Origin of the sequence: Paenibacillus tarimensis, from assembly GCF_021532315.1 — a bacterium.
GTDB classification, from domain to species: Bacteria; Bacillota; Bacilli; order Paenibacillales; family Paenibacillaceae; genus Paenibacillus_I; species Paenibacillus_I tarimensis.
Genome location: NZ_JAKGAO010000004.1, coordinates 275,903 through 298,944 on the forward strand (window position 1 = coordinate 275,903; position 23,042 = coordinate 298,944).

Consider the following 23,042-nt stretch of genomic DNA (forward strand, 5'->3'; position numbering starts at 1 on the left):
AGAAGGGGGAACGGCAGATGAACCCTGTACAATGGCTGCGTTCCGGCAGGGAAAGCCTGACCTTGTATGTATTTGTGATTGTGCTCTTTGTTGTCGGCGTTGTCTTCGGCACGCTGATGTATAATGCTTTGACACTGGAGCAGCAGGAGGTGCTGGCAGGGGAGGTCAGCCATTACGCGGAAGTGTTTAAAGCGGGAATCATGCCTGAAGTTGACGGCTCGCTTCGCGACCGGGCAATTTTTTATGGCAAATGGCTGCTGCTGATCTGGCTGCTCGGCATAACAGTTGTGGGGCTGCCTGTCATTCTTGCGCTGGATTTCATGAAGGGTGTTCTGATCGGATTTTCCGTGGGGGCCCTGATCAGCCAGCATGAATGGAAAGGCCTGTTGTTCGCGATGGCCTCCATAGCACCGCCGAATCTCATTGTTATTCCCGCGCTTATAATGGCGAGCGTATCTGGGCTGACCTTCTCTCTCTATGTAATCAGGCAAAGGCTGATCGGTAAAGGAGGCGACCTTGTACAGCCGCTGCTGTCCCACACAGCCGCTTCACTTCTGCTGCTCCTAGTCTTATGGGGAGCAGCGCTTGTGGAAGTCTATTTATCCCCTTATATTATCGCTTGGGCGGCTCCCTATCTGGTCTAGGAGCCGTCCTCCTATTTTCTAGTAAAAGGTTTGACTTTCCCGGCTATTAACCCCTATAATGAAAGCAACTGTCTGGCGCAGGCGGTGCATGGAAGCGCGGAGGGAATAATTATGGAAGCCCGTATCGAGAAAATCAAACAGCAGCTTCAGTCGCAGGGCTACAAGCTAACCCCGCAGCGGGAAGCAACCGTACGTGTGCTGCTCGAGAACGAAGAGGATCATCTGAGTGCAGAGGACGTCTTCATGCTGGTGAAGGAGAAAGCGCCTGAAATCGGCTTGGCGACGGTCTATCGGACCTTGGAGCTGCTAAGCGAGCTTCATGTAGTAGAGAAGCTCAACTTTGGCGATGGTGTGGCCCGCTATGATCTTCGTACCGACAGCAACAAGCATCACCATCATCATTTGATTTGTGTGCAGTGCGGTGCTATGGATGAAATTATGGACGATTGGCTGGGTCCACTGGAAGAACGGCTGGAACTGGAGTATGGTTTTCAAGTCATTGATCATCGGCTTGACTTTCATGGAATCTGCAGCCGCTGCAGAGACAAGAACAATCAACCAGGTAGCTGAATAGTTATAATGGAGAAGTAACAGATGATAGACTCCTGTGAGCAACCGGCATTGTCCGGTATACTCGCAGGAGTTTTTGCATGCTGCCTCCGATTCTTTCTTACTTTATGAATGAATGATTCTGCAAGATAAGGACCTGGTTCGGTCGATTAGAACGGCTGCCAAGGGGCTTCCGAAGCAGCCGCTGCCGGCGGGCGCTGCCGGGATCTGCTGTACGAAAGGCGGTTGGGGAGGCTGCCGCCCGCCTGAGAGCCTTGGCGTTCTGAAGCAGACCGGCGCCTTGGGCTTTGACGCTGAAGCCTAGCTTCCTGGCGCTCGCGGCGAGGAGGTTGCTAATTTGATGCGGTGTCAAGTCTGGCATCCTCAACAGCAAAAGCGCAGTCCCCCCGGCCGCATGCGGTGAAGCCATGCTGGTGCCCGACATTATCTTGTAACCGCCGCGAAGCCATGTAGAGCGAATGTTCAAGCCGGGTGCGGCGCATGTCAACCCGTTTCCCCGGCTGCTGAAACCTGCGATCCTTCTTTTCCTCGTAGAGGCCGCGACGGCAATGACGCCCGCATACCTTGCTGGCGCATCCAGGCTCTTTGCCGCCTTGCCCTCATTCCCTGCTGAAGAGACGATCACAATTCCATGGCGCCTTGCCCTTCTTACAGCTTCCCGAAGCGCCTGGCTGTCTTCCCCGGGCGGCAAACCCAGACTCAGGTTCATCACCTGCATCCGGTTACGAATACACCAGTCAATTCCCTCCACAATATCCGATACATATCCGTTTCCTTCCTGGTCCAATACCTTGACAGCATAAAGGGATATTCGGGGCGCCACTCCCTTTAACTGCTTGAAGCCGGTTCCTGCCGCAATGCCGGCCACATGCGTGCCGTGACCGTTGTCATCCCGGTAGGAATGGCCGCTGATCGTATTGATTCCGCCCGCTATCCTAAGATCGGGATGAGCGGCAATGCCGGTATCAAGAATGGCCAAACGTACCCCGCTGCCTTGTGTAAGCGGCCACACCAGCGGCGCTTGAACCTGCTTGATGTTCCAAGGAGCGTGGCCCTGTTCACAGCTGCTCGAACGTATGGCTCGCAGCGTCTGTGGCAGGCCGTGAGCCCTGGCTTTCACATCTTTTTCAATAAATCTGATGCCGGAATGCCGGGCTATCTTGCTCAAGCTTTTTCGTTTATCGATTGTTAGGCTGAATATTCCTTGCTCGTCAAGCTGTTTGTGAGGACGGAATCCGGCAGCTTTCAGTTCTTTCAGACAGGTGCTGTAGCTGCTTCTATGCTTGAAAGCAAACAGCCTGCGCTCCCCATGCCGGTTCCTGCCGCGGCATGCACAGCTGCTAATGAGTTGACTCAATGATATCATCGTTTTCCCTCCACGTTTCCGGTCTAATGACATAGTATGTAGGCAGATGCGCAGTGTATTGGGCCAATTTCCCACCACGGCACATATTCTCATGTTAATATGGAAAGGGTATCCATATAAGGTCTTCAAAAGGGAGCCGACAAAGGAGGAAATGAACATGCGAGTAGGGGTGCCAAAGGAAATTAAAACAAGTGAATACAGGGTAGCTCTGACGCCGGCTGGTGTAACTGCCTTGCGCCATGCAGGACATGAAGTGATGATCCAGGCAGGGGCTGGGGAAGGAAGCGGGTTTGACGACGAGGCCTATGCAGAAGAAGGGGCAGTGATTGTACCAGAAGCAGCTCAGGTGTGGCGGCAGGCGGATATGATTATGAAGGTTAAGGAGCCTCTTGCAGAAGAGTACGCTTATTTCAAACCTGAACAGCTGCTGTTTACTTATCTGCATCTGGCAGCCGAGCCGGCCTTGACGAAGGCTCTTACTGCAAACCGGGTCACGGCAGTCGCCTACGAGACGATTCAGCTGGATAACGGCGGGCTGCCTCTGCTGACGCCGATGAGTGAGGTTGCGGGCAGGATGGCTGTCCAGGTAGGTGCCAGATTCCTCGAGGCCTTCCACGGGGGGAGGGGGATTTTGCTGGGCGGCGTGCCCGGCGTTCCGCCAGCGGAGGTCATCGTGTTGGGTGGAGGCATCGTTGGCCTCAACGCGGCCCGCATGGCGCTTGGCATGGGAGCCAGTGTTGTTATTTTGGAGCGCAGCCCGGACCGGATGCGTTATATTGATGATGTTTTCGGCGGAACAATTCATACCTTGATGTCCAACAGCTATAATATTGCTAATGCAGTTCGAAAGGCTGATTTGCTTGTCGGCGCTGTTCTGATCCCGGGGGCGCGTGCTCCTCATCTGGTAACCGAGGAGATGGTCAAGACGATGAAGAAGGGAGCGGTTATTGTAGATGTAGCGGTCGACCAGGGCGGTACGATCGAGACGATTGACCGGGTTACCACCCACAAGGATCCTGTGTATGAGAAGCATGGCGTTCTGCATTATGCCGTTGCCAATATGCCGGGGGCCGTTCCGCGAACATCTACGCTGGCATTAACCAATGTTACTCTCCCATATGCAGTTGAACTGGCAACCAAAGGCTTTCATCGGGCGGTTCAAGACAATATCCCGCTGCGCAAGGGCGTCAACACGTATCAAGGCTATATCACACACCCGGGAGTGGCAGAAGCGGCAGGAGCCGGTTATGTACCGCTGGAAAGTCTGCTTGCCGGCGCCGGGCCTGGCTGACAGCTGCCTTCTAGAAGCGAGCATTGATAGAATAGACGTTCAGCCGCCAGCTTAACTGCACCGCATAACCGTCACGGCAGCGACATATGGTGGGATAAGGACGAACTGTCCCATAATTTATGCTGGGGGAATATTGATGGTTGTATCACTGCAAAAGGTTGTCAGGCGGCTGGTCTTTGTATTGTCGCTTATGCTTCTTACCCTGCTCATGTTCTTTACCATCCGGCTTCTGACGCAGTGGGTGCATGCGCCTGATCCGTATGCGGTACCGCAGGGCAGCGCGGTCAAGGTATTCGGAGATCGCACGGGGTCCCTCTCCGAATTCAGCTTCCGCGAGAGACTGTGGTGGTTTTACCGGATTGGCGAATAAGCTGTCATAATTATTGACTTCAATCAGCAGGATATTACAGCATCTGTGTGGAATTATCAGAGGATAAAGGACAGAGAGATTGCAACAGAAAGGATGTCTTCATGAAGGATCAGCTGCAGCCATTTGTCCGTTATCTGTCTGAGGAGCGCGGTTTGTCGCGTTCGACAATTGAATCTTACGAGCGGGATTTGTCGATGTTCTTCGAGTATGCTGCCGGGGATGGCCTTACTTTGCCCGATCATGTGCGCAAGCACCACATTGCGAAGTATCTGCTGCACTTGAAGCAATCGGGCCGTGCGGTGGCAACGCTGTCCAGAACGGTTTCCTCGATCCGGGCATTCTTCAAGTTTCTTGTGCTGACGCAGGTGCTGACGATTGATCCGGCCGTTCACATGGAAACCCCTAAGCAGGAGAAACGACTGCCGGGTGTGATATCGATAGCGGATATCGGGAGGCTGCTGGATGCGCCTGTACCCGATACGGCTGGCGGTGTGCGGGACAAGGCCATGCTGGAGCTCTTGTATGCTACCGGAATCCGGGTCAGTGAGCTGATTGCACTGAACATTGGAGATGTTAACCTCGACATGGGATTTGTCCGCTGCATGGGGGCGTCTGGGAAAGAACGGATCATTCCACTCGGAAGGGTAGCATCCGGCTCGATGAATGAGTATGTCGGCGCTGCACGCAGCAAGTTTGCCAAGCCTGACCGGGAGGAGAACGCCTTGTTCCTCAATCACTTGGGGACGCGAATGACCAGGCAGGGATTCTGGAAGATTATCAAGAAGTACGCCCGTGAAAGCGGAATAGAGCAGCAGATTACACCGCATACACTGCGCCATTCCTTCGCAGCCCACCTGGTTGAGAATGGGGCGGATCTGCGTGTTGTTCAGGAAATGCTCGGACATGCGGATATCTCGACTACGCAGATTTATTCCCAGGTTACACGTTCGCGAATGAAGGATGTGTACGACCAGACGCATCCGCGGGCGAAGTAACGATTGGAGAACACAAGGGTGGAGTGAAAGCAATGCGATTTAAACGTTTAACTGTTATTGTTCTGGATAGTGTGGGTATAGGAGAGCTCCCTGATGCTCCGTCATTCGGGGATGCCGGTTCACACACGCTTGGACACATAGCAGAGCAGGTAAGCGGATTTGACCTGCCGAACCTGCGAAAGCTGGGACTTGGAAATATCGCCCCAATTGGCGATTGGAAGCCTGTGCCGGAGCCGTCTGCAGCTTACGGCAAGATGGCTGAGGTATCCGTCGGCAAGGATACGATGACCGGGCACTGGGAGCTGGCTGGCCTCCGGATCAACGTGCCGTTCCGCACGTTCCCGGACGGGTTCCCTGAAGAGCTGCTCCGCACCTTTGAAGAGCGAACAGGCCGCAAGGTAATCGGGAACAAGCCTGCCAGCGGCACAGAAATTTTGGATGAGCTGGGCAGCCGGCAGATGGAGACAGGAGAATGGATTGTTTACACTTCTGCTGACAGCGTGTTCCAGATCGCCGCTCACGAGGAAATTATTCCGCTTGAGGAGCTCTACCGCGCCTGTGAGATCGCCAGAGAGCTGACGCTTGAAGAGCCATACGCAGTCGGGAGGGTCATCGCTAGACCGTACGTGGGCAATCCCGGATCGTTTAAGCGAACATCCAACCGTCATGATTATGCCGTCTCCCCTCCGTCTCCGACAGTGCTTAACGCGCTGCAAGACGGTGGGTTTGACGTGTGGTCAGTCGGCAAAATTAACGATATATTCAGCGGAGAAGGCATTACGGCCTCTTACCCAACGAAGAGCAATGCCGATGGCATTGAACGGACCATTGAATTAATGGACAAGCCGTTCAGCGGTCTTCTCTTCACTAATCTGGTTGATTTCGACTCGCTGTTCGGGCACCGCCGAGACCCGGAAGGTTATGCGGGGGCCCTCACTGCTTTCGATCAGGCGCTGCCCCGATTGTTGGAGCGGGTGACAGAGGATGATCTGCTCGTTATAACAGCTGATCATGGTAACGATCCGGTGCATGCCGGAACCGATCATACTCGCGAATATGTACCGCTGCTTGTCTATAATCCTAAGATAAAAAATGTCCAGCTTGGCGTGCGTGAGACCTTTTCGGACGTAGCAGCTACTATTGCAGTCAATTTTGGGGTAGCAGGAACCGGTAATGGCCGGAGCTTCCTGTCCGAATTATAGAGTCATAGCTAATGGCATAGCCAGACCGGGCGTTTATCCGCTGGGATTGAGGCTTGCAGTTTGGCGAGACAGGGTAGAATGCTTTACATAGACATACAAGAGAGATGGAGGAACAGAATATGACAGAGATAAAAGCAGCAGTACAAATTAAAGAAGCGGCGGATTTTATCCGCTCACGTGCAGCGGTTAAGCCGGAAATTGGTCTCATTATGGGTTCCGGCCTTGGTGTGCTGGGCGACCATGTTACGGATGCGGTGACTATCGCTTATGAAGAAATTCCACATTTTCCTGTATCGACAGTTGAAGGCCACGCCGGCGAGCTGCTGATTGGTAAACTGGCCGGCCGGAATGTAGTGATGATGCGTGGACGCTTTCATATGTATGAAGGCTATGGTCCGGAGCTTACAGCATTTCCTGTGCGTGTCATGAAGGCGCTGGGCGCGGACAAGTTAATCGTCACCAATGCGGCGGGAGGTATCAATACCGGATTTGAGCCTGGCGATCTGATGCTGATATCGGATCACTTGAATCTTACTGGCCGCAATCCGCTGATCGGCGCGAATGATGACGAGCTGGGTGTAAGATTCCCGGATATGTCGGAGTGCTATAGCCGTAAGTTCCGGGCGATTGCAAGAGAGACAGCGGAAGCTCAGGGCTTTGGTGTTCGAGAAGGTGTCTATGTTGGTCTGCTTGGCCCTTCGTACGAGACTCCTGCGGAAATCCGCATGCTCCGGACGCTTGGAGCCGATGCGGTTGGAATGTCTACTGTATCTGAGGTTATCGCGGCCCGTCACGCTGGCATTGAGGTTCTGGGCATCTCCTGCATCAGCAATATGGCAGCCGGTATACTAGATCAGCCGCTGTCTCATGAAGAGGTTATGGAAACGACGGAGCGCGTAAAATCTCGGTTTTTAGGTCTTGTGCTTGGTGTTATTCCAGCCCTTTAGTCGCAATTTGTAAATAAATTGTTACGTTAGGCTCGACTCATTGTGACATCCTTTGTCCGGTGACCGTCGTATAATGTCCCTTGTGAAATTTTTAAGGGATATTGGAGTGAAATATATTGGATAAGCAGATTTTGTTGCAAATGGAGAGACTTCGCGGAAAAATGAATGCGGCAGCAAACCGTAACCAGGATGTACAGCATCAAGAGGTGCTGCGGCTCAGTCAGTCGCTGGATGGATTGATCGTGCAGTTTATGGTTGAAAAGCGGGCGTCGCAGATGAAAAAATCGTCTGTTTAGGAGGAATAAACGGATGCGGGCTGTTGACATTATTGGACGCAAGCGCAGCGGCGCGGAACTGTCCGCTGAGGAAATTTCGTTCCTAATCGACGGGTATAGTGCGGGAACGGTGCCGGATTATCAGATATCGGCGTGGGCGATGGCTGTTGTATTTCAGGGAATGACAGCTGCGGAGACGGCAGAGCTCACCATGGCTATGGCCCGCTCCGGCGATCAGCTGGATCTGTCGGGGATCGCCGGTATTAAGGTGGACAAGCACAGTACCGGCGGAGTTGGCGATAAGACGACATTAATCCTTGGGCCGCTTGTTGCATCTGTAGGGGTGCCTGTCGCCAAGATGTCCGGCAGAGGGCTCGGCCACACAGGCGGTACTATAGATAAGCTTGAATCGATTCGCGGCTTCCGTACAGAGCTCACGACGGAGGAGTTTATCAAGCAGGTCAATGAGCTCGGGCTCGCAGTTGTAGGGCAGAGCGGCGATATGGCGCCGGCCGATAAGAAGCTGTACGCTCTTCGGGATGTAACCGCGACAGTTGAATCCGTGCCTCTAATCGCCAGTTCGGTTATGAGCAAGAAGATTGCGGCGGGTGCGGATGCTATTGTGCTGGACGTTAAAGCGGGTGGCGGAGCCTTTATGAAGACAGTAGAGGATGCTGAACGTCTGGCACAGGCCATGGTGGCAATTGGCACGGAGACGGGCAGGCATACGGTTGCAGTCATTAGTGATATGAACCAGCCGCTCGGATATATGATCGGCAATGCGCTGGAAGTGGCCGAGGCAGTGGAGACTTTGCGCGGCAGCGGTCCCAAGGACTTGGAAGAGCTGTGCGTTACATTAGCTGCTCATATGGTTGTGCTTGGCGGAAAGGCGCAATCCTTTGAGGAAGCCCGGCTGCTTGTGCGTTCGAAGCTGGACAGCGGGGAAGCGCTCGCCAAGATGAGCGAGTTTGTCGCGGCGCAGGGCGGTGACCCGGGCATGGTGAACAATACGGAATTGCTTCCGCAGGCGCCATACCGGATCGAGATAAAAGCGGCGAAGTCAGGGTACATAACAGCGATTGAGGCGGAGGACCTTGGACTGGCGGCTATGCATCTCGGAGCAGGCCGGCCTACTAAGGATGCGGAAATTGACCATGCTGTCGGCATTCAGTTGACCTGCAGGCTCGGCGACCGTGTAGAACAGGGGGATATAATTGCCTTGCTGCATGCGCGCCAAGACGGGGAGGCGGAGAGCAGAGTAGCGGAAGCCGTCCGGGATGCTTTCCTGATCGCTGATGGGCCGCCCTCAGTTAGACCGCTTGTGCTGTCTGTCGTTTCTAAGGAAGGCATAGAACGGTTCGAACAAGCAAGAGAGCAATAAGCGGAAAGAGGTTGTCCCATGAAGGTTACAGCAAAGGGATAGCATAACAAACGGCCGGTGGGGAGTTATTCCTGACCGGCTGTTATTGTTTACGGATATAACAGGCGCTTAACATACGTATGCGAAATAGTATGAACAAGTGTAACGAAATTCTCAGGGGCACTCCTGGTCATTGCGATGACTTACGGGAGTGCCTCTTCTTTTTCCAAATAGGAATGGAATATTTCAAGCTAAGCTGGTCGATAATGGAAAAGGAGAACGATAGCCAAATTGCGGATGTTCCGCCGCAACTTACCAGGAGGGGACTGTACGATGAAGAGAGTGAAGTCAGCGATTGTGCTGCTGCTGGCTGCTATGGTTGCCATACCTGCTGCTGTGTCGGCAGAGGAAGCGCCAAAGCCACCAAGCGCTGGAGGAGCAGATCTTGCCCCGTCGGCTAAATCAGCCATATTGATGGACGCTGACAGCGGCACCATCATATACGAGAAGAATAGCCACGATAAGCTGCCTCCGGCCAGCATAACGAAGGTTATGACAATGATTCTTGTAATGGAAGCGCTGGATGAAGGACGAATCAAGCTGACTGACAAGGTAGCTACCAGCGAATATGCGGCTTCGATGGGCGGGTCGCAGATTTTTCTTGAGCCGGGCGAGGAAATGACGGTCAATGATATGTTGAAAGGCATTGCGCTTGCTTCTGGGAATGATGCTTCGGTAGCAATGGCAGAGAAGCTGGCCGGCACCGAGCAGGAGTTTGTACGGCTGATGAATGAGAAGGCAGCGCAGCTGGGGTTGAAGAACACACAATTCGCGAACGCGAATGGGCTGCCGGCTGAAAATCATTATTCCTCTGCTCATGATATCGCCGTCATGTCGAGGGAGCTGTTGAAGCACAGCGAGATAACGAAATATACGGGCTTATATCAGGATTACCTGCGCAAGGATTCGGAAAAGCCGTTCTGGCTCGTGAACACGAATAAGCTGGTCCGGTTCTACAGTGGTGCTGATGGTTTAAAGACCGGCTATACCAATGAAGCCAAATTCTGTCTGACCGCAACTGCCATGCGCGATCAGTTCCGCATCATTGCCGTTGTTATGGGTGAACCCAATACCAAGACCCGCAATGCAGAGGTATCGCAGATGTTTGACTATGCGTTTGCACAGTATTCGAATCTGCCGATCCTGAAGAAGGGCGATGAAATCGGCACTGTCCCTATTGCCAAAGGTTCAGTTGCTGAGCTTAAGCTGGTCGCCAAGCATCCATACAGCATCCTGATTAAGAAGGGTTCAAAAGCCGAGGACATACGGCACGAGCTGCGGCTTGACGGTAATCTTTCCGCGCCAATCAAGATTGGCCAGCCAATAGGCAAGCTTATTGTATTTCAAGGGGACAGTGTGCTGACGGAATTCGCGGTTGAAGCGCCGCAGTCTGTGGAGAAGGCCGGCTGGTGGACTCTCTTCAAGCGTACCTGTACCGAGCTGTTCACCTAATCTAAGGTTGTTAACAGAAGCGGGCATAGCGTTTCTTGTCACCTGGTAGCAACCTTCTTCTAGTTTTGTCGGGAGGCAGGAAAGGGCAGGCAAAACGTAGAAATCTCTGTTCTATCCAAGGGGAGGAGTGAACAGAATTATGCGTTTGCAGGTTGAACTGGAACACTACCGCAACGTGCTGATCGTCCGGCTGAAGGGCGAGCTCGATCATCATACGGCTGACAGTGTCAGGCAGCAGATGGAGGAAGCGATTCTCCGGGGAAGCAGCGATCATGTGATTTTAAGCTTGAAGGATCTGGTGTTTATGGACAGCTCGGGGCTTGGTGTTATACTGGGCCGCTATAAGCTGCTCAAATCCCGCGGGGGCAAGATGGTTGTGTGCGATGTTAACCCTGCTGTCCACCGCCTTTTTGAACTGTCGGGGCTGTTTAAGATTTTGACAATACACGATAACGAGCGCTCAGCGCTGACCAGTCTGGAGGTCGTATCATGAACGGATCCAATCATATGACCTTAACATTTGCCAGCCGCTCAGAGAATGAAGCATTTGCCCGGATTGCCGTTGCCGCCTTCGTATCCCAGCTTGACCCGACAATGGAGGAATTGAATGATCTGAAGACTGTGGTGTCGGAGGCTGTGACCAACGCGATAATTCACGGCTATAACAGTGATCCTGCGGGTGTCGTGACGATTGAAGCAGCGATTGAAGGCGATACGGTATCCATTGCCGTTAAGGACAGCGGCGGCGGTATTGAAGATCTCGAACTGGCCCGCCAGCCGCTGTATACGTCCAAGCCTGAGCTGGAACGCTCCGGTATGGGGTTTACGATAATGGAAAATTTCATGGATCACTTTGAAGTCGTGAGCGAGCAGGGAACCGGCACGCAGATCGTGATGACCAAGCGCATCGAATCGAAAAAGGCGCTTTTTAATTAAGCGCATAGGGGTTGGGCCTCATGGAAGTCGATTTGAAACAGAACACGCAGCCGTTTTTGGATGACGCGGAAGTTAAAAGGCTGATCGCCTTGAGCCAGACTGGGGAGACCAGTGCCAGAGATACGCTTGTAAACTGTAATATCCGTCTTGTGTGGTCGGTTGTCCAGCGCTTCATGAATCGTGGCTATGAGCCTGAGGATCTGTTCCAGATCGGTTGTATCGGGCTGTTGAAATCGGTGGATAAATTTGACCTGTCCTACGATGTGAAGTTTTCAACGTATGCTGTGCCTATGATTATCGGAGAAATCCAGCGCTTCCTGCGGGATGATGGGACGCTCAAGGTAAGCCGGTCGCTGAAGGAGCTGGCCAATAAGGTCCGCAAGACCAAGGACGAGCTGTCCAAGGTGCTGGGCCGTCAGCCGACGATCGGTGAGGTTGCAGAGCATCTTGGAATCAGTCCGGAGGACGTTGTATTCGCTCAGGAGGCTAACAAGCCGCCTGCTTCCATCCATGAGACAGTGTTTGAGAATGACGGCGACCCGATTACGCTGATGGACCAGATTGCGGATGACAGTCAGGAAAAATGGTTTGACAAGCTGACACTGAGCGAGGCCATTGAAACCTTGTCCGAGCGGGAGCGGCTGATTGTCTATCTCAGGTATTACCGTGACCAGACACAGTCAGAGGTAGCGAGCAGACTCGGAATATCCCAGGTACAAGTGTCCAGGCTGGAGAAAAAGATATTGCAGACAATTCGGGAACAGATCGCGCAGTAGCGCGGTCTTTTTTTGTGCTACGCTCGAGCTTGGATCCGGCTCTTCAAGTCTCTTACATATCTTGACAGCATCTTGACTGTTGTGTTCTTATAGTAGGGGAAGAATTAATGGGAGGTAAATAACATGAAGAGAATTTTGATTGCTTCACTTGGTTATGCCACCACGGGCTTTGGCTTATATCATGTGCTATTTGGGGATGCGAATATCTACGGATATACGATTTTGCTAGCTGGTTTGATAGGTGTCTTGATGGATATCAATTATAAAAAGCTGCACACAGAGCAGGACTCGAATGGAGTCAAATAGGATCAGTAGAGAACGGTTCGTTATCAATAACGGGCTGTTTTTTTATGTAAATTATTGTATACCCTTTCTGCCTCGGCAGCGTGTATAATTACTTTTGCGCTCCCCGTAGCAATAAGCTCTGGAGTGATGCTATATGTCTATTCCCTGGTGATACTGACATATTTAGATAACTGACACTTTCCTAACAATTAAGACGATATTTTTATAACAATAAGGCCCCATAATGAGGTTAACTCACCCGGTTGGGATTGGGAACCGAATGTTAGAACGAAATGGGTTTAAAGTTATGAAATTTGCCAATTAACAGGAGGGACCAGTTGAATATGGATATCTGCAGGGCGGAAGGATGCTGTAAGACGGTGAAGGCCAAAGGGTTGTGTGCCATGCATCATCAGCGGATGCGCAGACACGGCGACATAAATTACAGCAGGCCGCCTAAGCCGTTATGTATGCGGAGCGGCTGTGAGGAGCCGTCGGTTGCGAGGGGCTACTGCCGCAAGCATTATTACTTTCTGGTTCGTACCGGGCAGATGCAGGTTGGTGTGTTAAGCTGAATAATTATATAGAGGGCTGTCTGGTCGAAATGTAAATTTCGGTTCAGGCAGCCCTTTCCTTATATTACCTGCTGGAAAATGATTATATCTGAACTTCCCATCTCATACTAAAAGGGAAAAAGACACCAAGGAATGATGCTGTATGGCAGCTGCGCCAGACGCAACCTTATACGTAAGGCTTCGCAAGCGGATTGCAATTAGTCCCGGTGAGCAGGTAAAGCTTGGATCGGTATCCAGAATGCTGTCCGAAGCGGGAGTGGAGAAGCAGCTCGCTGGTCTCGAAATCTATCGCCATAAGCCCGAAGACGGTAATCGTGTGGTAATTGATATGCTGCACATTATCCGACTTATTCACACCGTTAAGCCAGGGCTGGCAGTTGAATACTACGGTGATCCCCAGGTTCTCGTCATGATCGATATGAAGGCCATCAAGCCGCGGATTACAGTGCTTCTGCTCGCATGGCTGCTTCTGTTCTTCGGCGCCGGTCTGGCTATCATGAATTTCCATGCGGATGTCAGCATGCGGGAGGTGCATGTGCGGATTACCGAGCTTATCACCGGTTCTGCAGACACCCATCCGCTGTGGTTTCAGATCCCCTATTCAGTTGGGATCGGTCTTGGCATGTCCCTGTTCTTCAACCATATTTTCCGCAAACGGTTTAATGAGGAGCCAAGTCCGCTTGAGGTTGAGCTTTACACCTATCAGGAGAATGTAAATGCATACGTGATCGCCGATGAGATGGGCAAGATGAATGGGGACGACCGGAGCAGAGCAGATGAATGAGCTTATTTCACGAGCCGCAGTACTTTTTATCGGTCTCTCGGGAGGGGTAGCTGTAGGCAGCGGTATGGTCGCTTTGCTCGTTATACTGGATTTGATTCCGCGGCTTGCACAGCTTGCCAGGGCATATCGGCATGCGGTCTGGTTTGAAACAGCCATCGTTCTCGGTTCTGTCTTCTGGTCCCTTGCTGATTTTTTTGACTGGAAAGCCGGACTGCCGCCAACTTACCCGTTAATGCTGGTTGGTCTGCTGGACGGCATGTTCGTCGGGATGCTGGCAGCAGCGCTGACGGAAGTGGTCAATGTGCTGCCAATCATGGCAAAACGTCTTCATTTATCCAAGTATATGCTTGGTCTGGTCATGGCAATGGTGCTTGGCAAAACAGCGGGTTCTCTGTTCGACTGGCTGATATATCAGTGGTAGCCTGCAGACTTGGTGACAGAAAGTTTAATACGGTACAGATGGAGGGGTACATATGGCAGATATGCAGGATGGACAAGGGCGTGAGCATGAGAATGACAAACCGGTGAATGGTATTCCGCCGCAGGAGCCGGACAAGCATGCATCTACAGGCACTCCAGAGACGCTGATCATCCGTCAGCATCGCGTTCGCATGCAGCCGCCGGCCAAGAAGAGCAAGCAAAAGCAGGATGACCTCAGCATACCGTCAAGTCTTGAGGATTTCCGGACACTGCTGAAGAATCAGGTCGGGCTGGGAGCGAGCTTCGACGTCGTCATCCGGGAGATGACCTTCGGTGATCGCAAGACGGCCCTGTTCTTCATGAATGGTTTTGCAAAGGATACGATTCTAACAGAGGTGCTGAAACGCCTCACCTATCTGCAGCCTGAACAAGTTTCATCCGATGCGGTCCAGTCCTTCCTAGAGATGTATATCCCCGCCATACAGGTGGTGAAGGTGACGAAGCAGGATAAAATGCTGGACTCGGTTCTCGCGGGCAGCTCGGCTTTATTCATTGAGAAGGAACAGGCCGTACTCGTCATTGACGCAAAGAGCTACCCGGGACGGACGCCGGAGGAGCCGACATTAGAGCGTGTCGTCCGGGGCAGCAGGGACGGATTCGTGGAGACGCTGATGACCAATATATCGCTCGTACGGCGCCGGCTCAGAGACAGGCACCTCCGCTACGAGATGGTCAAGGTCGGCAGACGTACCCAGACGGATGTATGTATCGCTTACCTAGACGATGTTGCGGATCTCAAGCTGGTTGATGCGGTCAGAGAAAAAATTAATGCGGTGGAGGTTGAGGGAATACCACTTGCTGACAAGCAGCTTGAGGAGGCGACTGTCAAACGCGGCTGGAACCCATATCCGCTGGTCCGGTACTCCGAGCGCCCAGATGTGGTTGCGGCGCAGCTGCTCTCAGGCAACGTCGCCGTATTTGTGGATACCAGTCCAAGCGTGATGCTGCTGCCCACGACCTTTTTCGAAATGGCCCAGCATGCGGAGGAGGACCGGCAGACGCCATTCATTGGGACCTATCTGAGATGGGTCAGATTTGCCGGCATTCTGGCTTCGATGTTCCTGCTTCCTTTGTGGTTTCTGCTTGTTGTAGAGGAGAACCTACTGCCGCCGGCCCTGGGGTTCATCGGTCCGACCGATGCGGGTAGAATCCCGCTGCTGCTTCAGTTCCTGCTTGTTGAAATAGGCGTCGACCTGCTGAGGATGGCTGCAGTCCATACGCCAACACCGCTGGCCACAGCCATGTCGCTGATCTCTGCGATCCTGATTGGTGACATCGCTGTCAAGACAGGCTTGTTCATTAATGAGGTTATCTTGTACATGGCTGTAGCGGCCATTGGTATGTTTGCAACGCCAAGCTATGAGCTGGGTCTCGCCAACCGGATTGTCAGGCTGGTCCTGCTCATACTCGTTGCGGCATTCCGGATTCCGGGATTCATGCTCGGCTGTACGCTGCTTATTGTTTTGCTGGCGGTCGAGCGCTCCTTCAATCGGCCCTATCTGTGGCCGTTTATCCCATTCAACCGCAGAGCGCTCGGCGAGTTAATCGTCAGGCGCCCGTTCCTTAAGCAGCGGAAACGAACGGTGCTGTACAGACCGAAATGATGTTGCCATGACAGCAGCAGGAGCCTTTGGCAATAGACGGAAAGTACAAATGATTTGCTGATTTATCCATTTCTCCGTCGGCGATTATGCGTTATACTTAAGTGCAAATGATGCAAATCAATTTGGGCTTTATGCAGAAAGCAGAGGGGAAAATATATGTACTTGCATGGCACCAGCAAAATTAACGCAGCCGGTCATCTTGAGATTGGCGGCTGTGATGTGAAGGATTTGGCTGCTGAGTTCGGCACGCCGCTATATATCGTTGACGAGGAGCTTGTCCGTCAGCGCGCAAGAGAGTATGTGGAGGCCTTTCGCGCCTCGGGTTTGAAGTTTCAGGTAGCTTACGCGAGCAAGGCGTTCTGCGTTAAGGCTATGTGCGCAATTGCGGAGCAGGAGGATATGTCTCTTGACGTCGTATCTGACGGCGAGCTGTATACGGCGCTGCAGGCCGGATTCCCGGCACATCGCATTCACTTCCATGGCAACAACAAGACCCCGGATGAGATCAACATGGCGCTGGATGCCGGTATCGGGTGTTTCGTTGTCGATAACTTTGTCGAGCTTCACCTGCTGAACGCGCTGGCTGCTGACAAAGGCATGAAGGTAAATGTCCTGCTTCGGATTACGCCTGGCGTAGAAGCTCATACGCATGACTATATCTCCACTGGACAGCAGGATTCGAAGTTCGGCTTTGATCTGGGCAACGGTGCTGCATATGAAGCACTGAAGCAGGCCAAAGAACTGGCTAACCTGAATGTGCTGGGTGTTCATTCACACATCGGTTCTCAGATCTTTGAAGTGGAAGGCTTCCGCATGGCAGTGGACAAGGTGTCCGCCTTTGCTGTACAAGTCCGCAACGAGCTGGACATGACTTTCCAGGTTATTAACCTGGGCGGCGGTTTCGGTATACGCTACACCTCCGAGGATTCTCCGCTTCCGGTTGCAGAATATGTGAAGGCGATCACCGATGCGATTATCAGCCACTTCACCAAGGCAGAGTATCCGCTGCCTGAGATTTGGGTAGAGCCGGGCCGCAGCATCGTAGGCGATGCGGGCACAACCCTGTACACGGTCGGTACGTCTAAAGAAATTCCAGGCGTACGCAAGTATGTTGCCGTTGACGGCGGCATGACCGACAACCCGCGTCCGGCGCTTTACCAGTCGAAATATGAGGCTGTGCTGGCCAACCGTGCCAACGAGCCTCTTGAAGAGACGGTATCGGTTGCTGGCAAATGCTGCGAGAGCGGCGATATGCTGATTTGGGATCTGGAACTGCCGAAGGTGCAAACCGGCGACCTGCTGGCTGTTTTCTGTACCGGCGCATATAACTATGCCATGGCAAGCAACTATAACCGCATTCGCAAGCCGGCTGTCGTATTTGTCAAGGACGGCGAAGCTGATCTGGCTGTTAAGCGTGAATCGCTCGACGATATTGTCGGCAATGATGTGCTGCCAGCACGTCTGCGCAAGGCTTCATCGGCGCAATAAGGCAGTAGAAGTAAGAAAGGGCTGAACCCCGCATTATAGCGGCTGGTTCAGCCCTTTCTATTAGTTCAAACGGATATAACCGGTCTGGAGAGCGGCAAGCAGCAGGACTCCGGTTATCACGAACAATGCAGCAAACGTTATAAACCCGATTCCAATCCATTTATCCGGCGAGCTGAATGATTCTCTCATATTAGGCTTCTCCTTCACCTGAATTTCGTCTTCCCGGCATCCAGAATTCTATGCTCAGTGCATGGTATAACTGCGAGTTAGCTGAATATTCGCGAGCGCTGTCCGTCATGAAGTTCAATTGCTGGGGTGCGAATATAATATCCATTTTGCCTCGTATCGTTACCGTCTGGCTCTAGCCTGATATCAAATGTGTAGGAGCGGCTGGAACGTGCCTCAATCGTAATTGTACTCTTTTTAAATGTGTACCGCTGATTACCATCTGACAATTCTTTCAAGCGAATGACCGGTGTCACCGTCACCTCCCGGCTGCTGTAATTGGTCAATACCAAGCTGCAATTTCCGCGCAGGTCTCCATCTGTCTTCTTGAGCCTGCACTCTGCAGGTGCGTTGTTCATTAAGGCGTGAACCCCGCTCGCAAGTGTGCTCTGATAGGCGGTGAAGAGCAAGCCGGGTACAGCCTGCATAATAAGGCATAGTAGAATAATAGAGATGAACCGGTGGCGGTTAAGGCTGTTGGCCAGCAGCGATATGCTGGTAAACAAAATGAGGATTAGAACAATATTCACATAATGCAGGCCTGTGTGCTGCTCCATATTGCTGTAGATCGGGAGACCGGCGCTGGTTACAAGCTGCTCGGCGACAGTTAAGCCGCTTAGCATCGGAATGCGAAGCAGAATTAGCAATCCGGCCAGCACCATAGCGAGCTTCAGATACCGGGCGCTGCATACAAGCGGCGGTTTATCATGGCACAGCAGGGATCTCCAGTTCATATTCATGAGACCTCACCTCTCTTTACCTGGTATTATATCCATTTTTTAGATGACCGTGCAAGCAACAGCCGGGCCGTATAACAGCATGGCAGATTGGGAAGGCTTTTGCAGTCTCGTCCCATTTATAGTATCATGAGAAAAAATGCCAAGGAGTTGACCATTCGTATATGGCTAAGCAAGCAAAAATCAAAATGGCAAACGGAGCAGACATCGTCATTGATCTGTTCGAACAGGATGCACCGAATACGGTAGCAAATTTCGAGAAGCTGGCGAATTCCGGCTTCTATAACGGCCTTAACTTCCATCGTGTTATTCCGGGCTTTGTGGCTCAAGGCGGCTGCCCGAACGGAACAGGAACAGGCGGTCCTGGCTACACCATCAATTGTGAAATCAACCCGAACAAGCATGAGCGCGGATCGCTTGCAATGGCGCATGCAGGCCGTAATACCGGCGGCAGCCAGTTCTATGTCTGCTACCAGCCTCAGCCTCATCTGGATGGCCAGCATACCGTGTTTGGCAAGGTAACCAAGGGAATGGAGCATATCGATGCGTTCCAAGGCGGCGACAAGATGGAGAGCGTTGAGGTAGTGGAAGTCTAATAGTTATGGACAAGGCAGCATCCGGAAGAGGATGCTGCTTTCTTTGTGCATATGGCAGCACAAGGAGGAAAATGGTTGCTTTTTTTAACACACGGTGGTACTATTTCAATCAACGTAATCCAATTGAATAGATTAGCTTTCTTCGGGGCAGGGTGAAATTCCCAACCGGCGGTGATCCTATCAGGAAGAGGACCAGTTCCTCGCCTTGATAAGTCAGTCCGTGACCCGTACCGCAGCTTGTAAGAGGCAGCTTGCCTTGGCGGTCCGGTGGACCTGGTGCAATTCCGGGACCGACAGTATAGTCTGGATGGGAGAAGAGAGTGTGATCAGCGGCTAGACACGTCTGCGTGTAAGTCCGCCCGCCTTGTTATTTTTTTCACAAGCGGTGCAGGCTTTTTTGAGGATGCCGCTGCATGCAGCTCTGTTAACGTCCAACCCCCGAAGAATAGTCTTCGGGGGTTTTTGTAATGATCGAACAGATGAATGATGAATTTTATATGCGTCTGGCGCTGGACATGGCCTTCCGCGCATCCGGCCAGACGGGAATCAATCCGGTGGTCGGCTGCGTGGTCGTGAAGGAGGGGAGAATCGTCGGCCTCGGCACGCATTTACAGAGGGGCGGCGGGCATGCCGAGGTACATGCTCTGAATATGGCTGGCGATGAAGCAGCTGGATCAACTGTTTATGTGACCTTGGAGCCTTGCAGCCATTATGGAAAAACTCCTCCGTGCGCCGACAGGGTCATAGCTTCCCAGGCATCACGGGTAGTAGTAGCGGCATTGGATCCGAACCCGGCGGTGTCTGGGCGCGGAATCGCCAAGCTGCGTGAGGCGGGTATTGAAGTGACTGCCGGTGTAATGGCGGATGAGTCGAGGAAGCTGAATGAAGCCTTTGAGAAATACATCGTCACCCGTATGCCGTTCGTTACCTTGAAAACAGCAAGCACGCTGGACGGCAAGATCGCAGCCAGAAGCGGCGACAGCAAGTGGATCACAGGTGAGCAGGCCAGAATGGCGGTACATACCCTCCGGCATCAGCACCAGGCGATTATGGTAGGGGCCGGTACAGCTGCCGCAGACAATCCGTCCTTGACCACGCGTCTGCCTGTTCCAGGCCTGAATCCCACGCGCATCCTTGTGGACGCATCGCTGAGAGTTCCCCTTGATGCCAAGCTGTATACGGATGGAGAGGCTCCTACGATTGTGCTGACAACGGCAGGCGCAGATTCTGAGCGCAAGTCGCAGCTTGCGGCGCGGGGAGTTGACGTTATCGAATGCGGTGACGGGACAGCGGTTGATCTGCACTATGCCATGCAGAGGCTTGGCAAGAAGGAGATTTCCTCCATCCTGCTGGAAGGGGGCGGGCGTCTTAACGGCTCCATGCTGCAGGCGGGACTTGTAGACAAGCTGGTACTCTTCTTCGCTCCCAAGATTATCGGCGGGGGCCAGCTGGCACCCGGAAGCTTCGATTATGAAGGAGCAGATCGGATGGCGGATGCTCTTCAGCTGCGCGGCGTGGAAGTGCAGCAGTACGGAGATGATATTGCCATAACGGGATACCCGGATTACAGCGGCAGGAAGGAGTGACAGGAACGTGTTTACTGGATTAATCGAAGAAGTCGGAAGCCTTCGCGGGGTTAACAGGCAGGGAGAGGCCATGGTGCTCGATATATCGGCTGATAAGGTATTGGAGGGCGTTGCGCTCGGCGACAGCATCGCAATTAATGGCGTGTGTCTCACAGTAACCTCCTTTACCAGCCGCAGCTTTACAATGGATGTTACACCGCAGACATACCGTCACACGAATCTGAAAGACCTAAAGCCGGGTGATCCTGTCAATCTAGAGCGGGCAATGGCAGCGAATGGAAGATTTGGCGGGCATATCGTTCAAGGCCACGCCGATGGCATAGCACTGCTGGTTAGCAGGCAGACAGAGGGAAATGCTGTGCGGTTTACCTTTCGTCTCGCGGAATCATCATTGATGCGCTATATCGTCAATCATGGCTCCATCACGGTGGACGGGATCAGCCTGACCGTAGCGGAGCTCGCAGAGGACGGGTTCACCGTCTCTATCATTCCGCACACCTTGAAGGAAACAGCGCTCTATCATAAGCAGCCAGGAGCCACCGTCAATATTGAGTGCGATATTTTAGGCAAATATGTTGAGCATCTGCTCCGCTTCGGGCCGAGAACGGAAGCAGGAGAGCAGCCAGCGGCCAAGAGCCGGCTAACCGCCTCCTTTTTAACCGAGCATGGTTTTATGTAATGTGTGCAATCAGGAATGGAGGATAAGTTGATGATTGAGGATACGCGGTTTGACAAGATAGAAGACGCCATTTATGATCTGATGCTGGGCAAAGCCGTGATCGTTGTTGATGATGAAGATCGGGAAAATGAGGGGGATCTGATCGCACTGGCCGATAAGGCTACCCCCGAAATTATTAATTTCATGATTACCGAAGCGCGCGGGCTGGTTTGTGTGCCTATCACAGCAGAACGCGCGGAGGAGCTTGACCTCCCGCCGATGGTTTCGCATAACACCGATTTTCATGGAACTGCTTTTACGGTATCGGTTGACCACATCAGCACCTCCACAGGGATTTCCGCTTATGAGCGGTCCCAGTCGGTAAAAGCGCTGATTGATCCGCAGACCCGGCCGAGCGATTTTCGCAGACCTGGCCACATTTTCCCGCTGATTGCCAAGAAGGGCGGCGTTCTGCGGCGTGCAGGCCATACTGAGGCTGCCATTGATCTTGCAAAAATGTGCGGCTCTTATCCGGCTGCGGTGATCTGCGAGATTATTAATGAAGACGGGACCATGGCGCGCCTCCCGGATCTTGAGAAGTTCCGCAGCAAGCATGATTTAAAGCTGATTTCTATCCAGGACCTGATCCGGTACCGCAATGACAAGGAAAAACTGGTTGAGCGCGTCGTAGAAGTAAAGATGCCGACCGACTACGGGGTTTTCCGCGCGGTAGCCTACACGAATGAAGTGGATGGCAAAGAACATGTCGCGCTGGTTAAAGGGCAGATCGATGAGAACATCCCTGCGCTGGTCCGGGTACATTCGGAATGCCTGACAGGGGATGTCTTCCATTCCCATCGCTGTGACTGCGGCCCGCAGCTTGAAGCGGCTTTGCGTCAGATCAGCGAATCGGGCAATGGTGTTCTGCTGTACATGCGGCAGGAAGGCCGGGGGATTGGACTGATTAACAAATTGAAGGCATATGCGCTGCAAGAGCAGGGATTCGACACGGTTGACGCGAATATTAAACTGGGATTTGCTCCTGATCTGCGCGATTATGGCATAGGCGCCCAGATACTGAAGGATCTCGGCATACGCAAAATGCGTCTGCTCACGAACAATCCGCGCAAGATCAAGGGACTTGAGGGATACGGCATCGAAGTCGTTGAACGCGTTCCGATCCAGATGCAGGAGAATGAGGATAACACCAACTACTTGCATACGAAGAAATCGAAGCTTGGACACATGCTTGAGTTCAATAGTTAAGCTTAGCTTGAATTTATATAACAGAGAAAAGGATGATCGCACATGACGAAGTATTATGAAGGACATTTAGTTTCGCAAGGGTTAAAGTATGGTATTGTAGTCGGCCGGTTCAATGAATTTATTACAGGCAAGCTGCTGAGCGGTGCGCTTGATGCCTTTAAGCGTCACGGAGCGGAAGAGAATGAAGTGGAGGTTGCCTGGGTGCCCGGAGCATTTGAAATTCCGCTGATTGCCCAGAAGATGGCCGAGAGCGGCAAGTATGATGCTGTTGTCACGCTTGGAGCGGTTATCCGCGGATCAACTCCACACTTTGACTACGTCTGCAGCGAGGTTGCTAAGGGAGTAAGTGCTATTAATCTGAAAACCGGTGTTCCAACGGTGTTCGGCGTCCTGACGACCGACTCGATCGAGCAGGCAGTTGAGCGGGCCGGCACAAAAGCGGGGAACAAGGGCTGGGAAGCGGCTGTTACAGCTATTGAGATGGCTAACTTGACCCGTTCCTTGAACAGCTAAT

Annotated in this window: 27 protein-coding genes and 1 riboswitch; of the genes, 24 read left to right on the plus strand and 3 right to left on the minus strand. The window is 52.6% G+C overall.

The features are described 5' to 3' along the window. The first annotated feature begins 17 nt into the window (after nt 1-17). Entirely contained in the window at nt 18-644 is a 627-nt protein-coding gene (gene spoIIM / locus L1N82_RS02510; RefSeq protein ID WP_235285753.1) for a stage II sporulation protein M, read from the plus strand. A gap of 111 nt (nt 645-755) precedes the next feature. Beyond that, on the plus strand, nt 756-1,214 hold the full coding sequence (gene fur / locus L1N82_RS02515) for a ferric iron uptake transcriptional regulator (protein ID WP_235285754.1): 459 nt from the start codon (nt 756-758) through the stop codon (nt 1,212-1,214). Nucleotides 1,215-1,314: 100 nt separating this feature from the next. Here the strand turns inward: fur and L1N82_RS02520 are convergent, their stop codons facing one another. After that, nucleotides 1,315-2,580, minus strand: coding sequence for a S8 family peptidase (locus tag L1N82_RS02520; protein WP_235285755.1), 1,266 nt, complete (start codon nt 2,578-2,580; stop codon nt 1,315-1,317). Between the two features lie 157 nt (nt 2,581-2,737). Here L1N82_RS02520 and ald point away from each other — a divergent pair, with 157 nt between their 5' ends. From ald to lysA, 17 genes are all read left to right on the plus strand, one after another. Beyond that, the gene (gene ald / locus L1N82_RS02525) at nt 2,738-3,871 is read left to right on the plus strand and encodes an alanine dehydrogenase (protein WP_235285756.1); all 1,134 of its coding nucleotides are present in this window, start codon (nt 2,738-2,740) and stop codon (nt 3,869-3,871) included. A 136-nt stretch (nt 3,872-4,007) separates the two neighbouring features. Next, nucleotides 4,008-4,241, plus strand: coding sequence for a DUF4227 family protein (locus tag L1N82_RS02530; RefSeq protein ID WP_235285757.1), 234 nt, complete (start codon nt 4,008-4,010; stop codon nt 4,239-4,241). A gap of 101 nt (nt 4,242-4,342) precedes the next feature. Further along, a complete protein-coding gene (gene xerD / locus L1N82_RS02535) occupies nt 4,343-5,236 on the plus strand; it encodes a site-specific tyrosine recombinase XerD (protein ID WP_235285758.1) in 894 nt (297 codons plus the stop codon). 32 nt (nt 5,237-5,268) lie between these two features. Beyond that, on the plus strand, nt 5,269-6,438 hold the full coding sequence (locus L1N82_RS02540; RefSeq protein WP_235285759.1) for a phosphopentomutase: 1,170 nt from the start codon (nt 5,269-5,271) through the stop codon (nt 6,436-6,438). A gap of 119 nt (nt 6,439-6,557) precedes the next feature. Then, nucleotides 6,558-7,385: a purine-nucleoside phosphorylase gene (locus L1N82_RS02545; RefSeq protein ID WP_235285760.1), complete on the plus strand. Its 828-nt coding sequence runs from the start codon at nt 6,558-6,560 to the stop codon at nt 7,383-7,385. A 140-nt stretch (nt 7,386-7,525) separates the two neighbouring features. Then, on the plus strand, nt 7,526-7,681 hold the full coding sequence (locus tag L1N82_RS02550) for an aspartyl-phosphate phosphatase Spo0E family protein (RefSeq protein ID WP_235285761.1): 156 nt from the start codon (nt 7,526-7,528) through the stop codon (nt 7,679-7,681). Between the two features lie 13 nt (nt 7,682-7,694). Continuing rightward, the gene (locus L1N82_RS02555) at nt 7,695-9,041 is read left to right on the plus strand and encodes a pyrimidine-nucleoside phosphorylase (RefSeq protein WP_235285762.1); all 1,347 of its coding nucleotides are present in this window, start codon (nt 7,695-7,697) and stop codon (nt 9,039-9,041) included. A gap of 312 nt (nt 9,042-9,353) precedes the next feature. Then, a complete protein-coding gene (locus tag L1N82_RS02560; RefSeq protein ID WP_235285763.1) occupies nt 9,354-10,532 on the plus strand; it encodes a D-alanyl-D-alanine carboxypeptidase family protein in 1,179 nt (392 codons plus the stop codon). A gap of 139 nt (nt 10,533-10,671) precedes the next feature. After that, nucleotides 10,672-11,025: an anti-sigma F factor antagonist gene (gene spoIIAA / locus L1N82_RS02565; protein WP_235285764.1), complete on the plus strand. Its 354-nt coding sequence runs from the start codon at nt 10,672-10,674 to the stop codon at nt 11,023-11,025. Further along, on the plus strand, nt 11,022-11,468 hold the full coding sequence (gene spoIIAB / locus L1N82_RS02570; protein WP_235285765.1) for an anti-sigma F factor: 447 nt from the start codon (nt 11,022-11,024) through the stop codon (nt 11,466-11,468). Before spoIIAA ends, spoIIAB begins: the two co-directional genes overlap by 4 nt. Before the next feature lie 20 nt (nt 11,469-11,488). Further along, nucleotides 11,489-12,244, plus strand: a complete 756-nt coding sequence (gene sigF / locus L1N82_RS02575; protein WP_111149141.1) for an RNA polymerase sporulation sigma factor SigF — start codon at nt 11,489-11,491, stop codon at nt 12,242-12,244. Nucleotides 12,245-12,367: 123 nt separating this feature from the next. Further along, entirely contained in the window at nt 12,368-12,550 is a 183-nt protein-coding gene (locus L1N82_RS02580; protein ID WP_235285766.1) for a hypothetical protein, read from the plus strand. Nucleotides 12,551-12,873: 323 nt separating this feature from the next. After that, complete coding sequence (locus tag L1N82_RS02585; protein ID WP_235286146.1) at nt 12,874-13,104, plus strand: hypothetical protein; 231 nt, start codon at nt 12,874-12,876, stop codon at nt 13,102-13,104. Nucleotides 13,105-13,246: 142 nt separating this feature from the next. Next, a complete protein-coding gene (locus tag L1N82_RS02590; protein ID WP_235285767.1) occupies nt 13,247-13,888 on the plus strand; it encodes a stage V sporulation protein AA in 642 nt (213 codons plus the stop codon). Further along, nucleotides 13,857-14,309, plus strand: coding sequence for a stage V sporulation protein AB (locus L1N82_RS02595; protein WP_235285768.1), 453 nt, complete (start codon nt 13,857-13,859; stop codon nt 14,307-14,309). Before L1N82_RS02590 ends, L1N82_RS02595 begins: the two co-directional genes overlap by 32 nt. 61 nt (nt 14,310-14,370) lie before the next feature. After that, nucleotides 14,371-15,972, plus strand: coding sequence for a spore germination protein (locus tag L1N82_RS02600; protein ID WP_407946681.1), 1,602 nt, complete (start codon nt 14,371-14,373; stop codon nt 15,970-15,972). A gap of 156 nt (nt 15,973-16,128) precedes the next feature. After that, nucleotides 16,129-17,460 carry a diaminopimelate decarboxylase gene (gene lysA / locus L1N82_RS02605; protein WP_235285770.1) on the plus strand — a complete coding sequence of 444 codons (1,332 nt, stop codon included), beginning with the start codon at nt 16,129-16,131 and terminating at the stop codon, nt 17,458-17,460. A 60-nt stretch (nt 17,461-17,520) separates the two neighbouring features. On the opposite strand, the gene L1N82_RS23095 is transcribed toward lysA, so the two are convergent. Both L1N82_RS23095 and L1N82_RS02610 read right to left on the minus strand, forming a co-directional pair. After that, entirely contained in the window at nt 17,521-17,649 is a 129-nt protein-coding gene (locus L1N82_RS23095) for a hypothetical protein (RefSeq protein ID WP_268821782.1), read from the minus strand. 77 nt (nt 17,650-17,726) lie between these two features. Then, nucleotides 17,727-18,425 carry a hypothetical protein gene (locus L1N82_RS02610; RefSeq protein ID WP_235285771.1) on the minus strand — a complete coding sequence of 233 codons (699 nt, stop codon included), beginning with the start codon at nt 18,423-18,425 and terminating at the stop codon, nt 17,727-17,729. A gap of 161 nt (nt 18,426-18,586) precedes the next feature. Between L1N82_RS02610 and L1N82_RS02615 the strand changes: the two genes are divergently transcribed. From L1N82_RS02615 to ribH, 5 genes are all read left to right on the plus strand, one after another. Further along, complete coding sequence (locus tag L1N82_RS02615) at nt 18,587-19,018, plus strand: peptidylprolyl isomerase (protein ID WP_235285772.1); 432 nt, start codon at nt 18,587-18,589, stop codon at nt 19,016-19,018. A gap of 134 nt (nt 19,019-19,152) precedes the next feature. Beyond that, nucleotides 19,153-19,341: riboswitch (FMN riboswitch) on the plus strand. A gap of 144 nt (nt 19,342-19,485) precedes the next feature. Continuing rightward, on the plus strand, nt 19,486-20,604 hold the full coding sequence (ribD, locus tag L1N82_RS02620; protein WP_235285773.1) for a bifunctional diaminohydroxyphosphoribosylaminopyrimidine deaminase/5-amino-6-(5-phosphoribosylamino)uracil reductase RibD: 1,119 nt from the start codon (nt 19,486-19,488) through the stop codon (nt 20,602-20,604). 7 nt (nt 20,605-20,611) lie between these two features. After that, the gene (gene ribE / locus L1N82_RS02625; RefSeq protein ID WP_235285774.1) at nt 20,612-21,283 is read left to right on the plus strand and encodes a riboflavin synthase; all 672 of its coding nucleotides are present in this window, start codon (nt 20,612-20,614) and stop codon (nt 21,281-21,283) included. A 30-nt stretch (nt 21,284-21,313) separates the two neighbouring features. After that, nucleotides 21,314-22,528 (plus strand): bifunctional 3,4-dihydroxy-2-butanone-4-phosphate synthase/GTP cyclohydrolase II, encoded by a 1,215-nt coding sequence (locus L1N82_RS02630; RefSeq protein ID WP_235285775.1) that lies wholly within the window; start codon nt 21,314-21,316, stop codon nt 22,526-22,528. A 42-nt stretch (nt 22,529-22,570) separates the two neighbouring features. Further along, the gene (gene ribH / locus L1N82_RS02635) at nt 22,571-23,041 is read left to right on the plus strand and encodes a 6,7-dimethyl-8-ribityllumazine synthase (protein ID WP_235285776.1); all 471 of its coding nucleotides are present in this window, start codon (nt 22,571-22,573) and stop codon (nt 23,039-23,041) included. Nucleotide 23,042 lies beyond the last annotated feature (1 nt).

Coding starts and splice junctions, on each gene's coding strand:
- ribH (WP_235285776.1), top strand. CDS start 22,571: ATGACGAAGTATTATGAAGGACATTTAGTTTCGCAAGGGTTAAAGTAT.
- spoIIAB (WP_235285765.1), top strand. CDS start 11,022: ATGAACGGATCCAATCATATGACCTTAACATTTGCCAGCCGCTCAGAG.
- spoIIAA (WP_235285764.1), top strand. CDS start 10,672: ATGCGTTTGCAGGTTGAACTGGAACACTACCGCAACGTGCTGATCGTC.
- fur (WP_235285754.1), top strand. CDS start 756: ATGGAAGCCCGTATCGAGAAAATCAAACAGCAGCTTCAGTCGCAGGGC.
- xerD (WP_235285758.1), top strand. CDS start 4,343: ATGAAGGATCAGCTGCAGCCATTTGTCCGTTATCTGTCTGAGGAGCGC.
- L1N82_RS02540 (WP_235285759.1), top strand. CDS start 5,269: ATGCGATTTAAACGTTTAACTGTTATTGTTCTGGATAGTGTGGGTATA.
- L1N82_RS02560 (WP_235285763.1), top strand. CDS start 9,354: ATGAAGAGAGTGAAGTCAGCGATTGTGCTGCTGCTGGCTGCTATGGTT.
- L1N82_RS02555 (WP_235285762.1), top strand. CDS start 7,695: ATGCGGGCTGTTGACATTATTGGACGCAAGCGCAGCGGCGCGGAACTG.
- L1N82_RS02595 (WP_235285768.1), top strand. CDS start 13,857: ATGGGGACGACCGGAGCAGAGCAGATGAATGAGCTTATTTCACGAGCC.
- L1N82_RS02530 (WP_235285757.1), top strand. CDS start 4,008: ATGGTTGTATCACTGCAAAAGGTTGTCAGGCGGCTGGTCTTTGTATTG.
- sigF (WP_111149141.1), top strand. CDS start 11,489: ATGGAAGTCGATTTGAAACAGAACACGCAGCCGTTTTTGGATGACGCG.
- L1N82_RS23095 (WP_268821782.1), bottom strand. CDS start 17,649: ATGAGAGAATCATTCAGCTCGCCGGATAAATGGATTGGAATCGGGTTT.
- L1N82_RS02580 (WP_235285766.1), top strand. CDS start 12,368: ATGAAGAGAATTTTGATTGCTTCACTTGGTTATGCCACCACGGGCTTT.
- L1N82_RS02545 (WP_235285760.1), top strand. CDS start 6,558: ATGACAGAGATAAAAGCAGCAGTACAAATTAAAGAAGCGGCGGATTTT.
- L1N82_RS02585 (WP_235286146.1), top strand. CDS start 12,874: ATGGATATCTGCAGGGCGGAAGGATGCTGTAAGACGGTGAAGGCCAAA.
- ribD (WP_235285773.1), top strand. CDS start 19,486: ATGATCGAACAGATGAATGATGAATTTTATATGCGTCTGGCGCTGGAC.
- ald (WP_235285756.1), top strand. CDS start 2,738: ATGCGAGTAGGGGTGCCAAAGGAAATTAAAACAAGTGAATACAGGGTA.
- L1N82_RS02550 (WP_235285761.1), top strand. CDS start 7,526: ATGGAGAGACTTCGCGGAAAAATGAATGCGGCAGCAAACCGTAACCAG.
- L1N82_RS02615 (WP_235285772.1), top strand. CDS start 18,587: ATGGCTAAGCAAGCAAAAATCAAAATGGCAAACGGAGCAGACATCGTC.
- L1N82_RS02520 (WP_235285755.1), bottom strand. CDS start 2,580: ATGATATCATTGAGTCAACTCATTAGCAGCTGTGCATGCCGCGGCAGG.
- L1N82_RS02610 (WP_235285771.1), bottom strand. CDS start 18,425: ATGAATATGAACTGGAGATCCCTGCTGTGCCATGATAAACCGCCGCTT.
- L1N82_RS02630 (WP_235285775.1), top strand. CDS start 21,314: ATGATTGAGGATACGCGGTTTGACAAGATAGAAGACGCCATTTATGAT.
- spoIIM (WP_235285753.1), top strand. CDS start 18: ATGAACCCTGTACAATGGCTGCGTTCCGGCAGGGAAAGCCTGACCTTG.
- L1N82_RS02590 (WP_235285767.1), top strand. CDS start 13,247: ATGGCAGCTGCGCCAGACGCAACCTTATACGTAAGGCTTCGCAAGCGG.
- L1N82_RS02600 (WP_407946681.1), top strand. CDS start 14,371: ATGCAGGATGGACAAGGGCGTGAGCATGAGAATGACAAACCGGTGAAT.
- lysA (WP_235285770.1), top strand. CDS start 16,129: ATGTACTTGCATGGCACCAGCAAAATTAACGCAGCCGGTCATCTTGAG.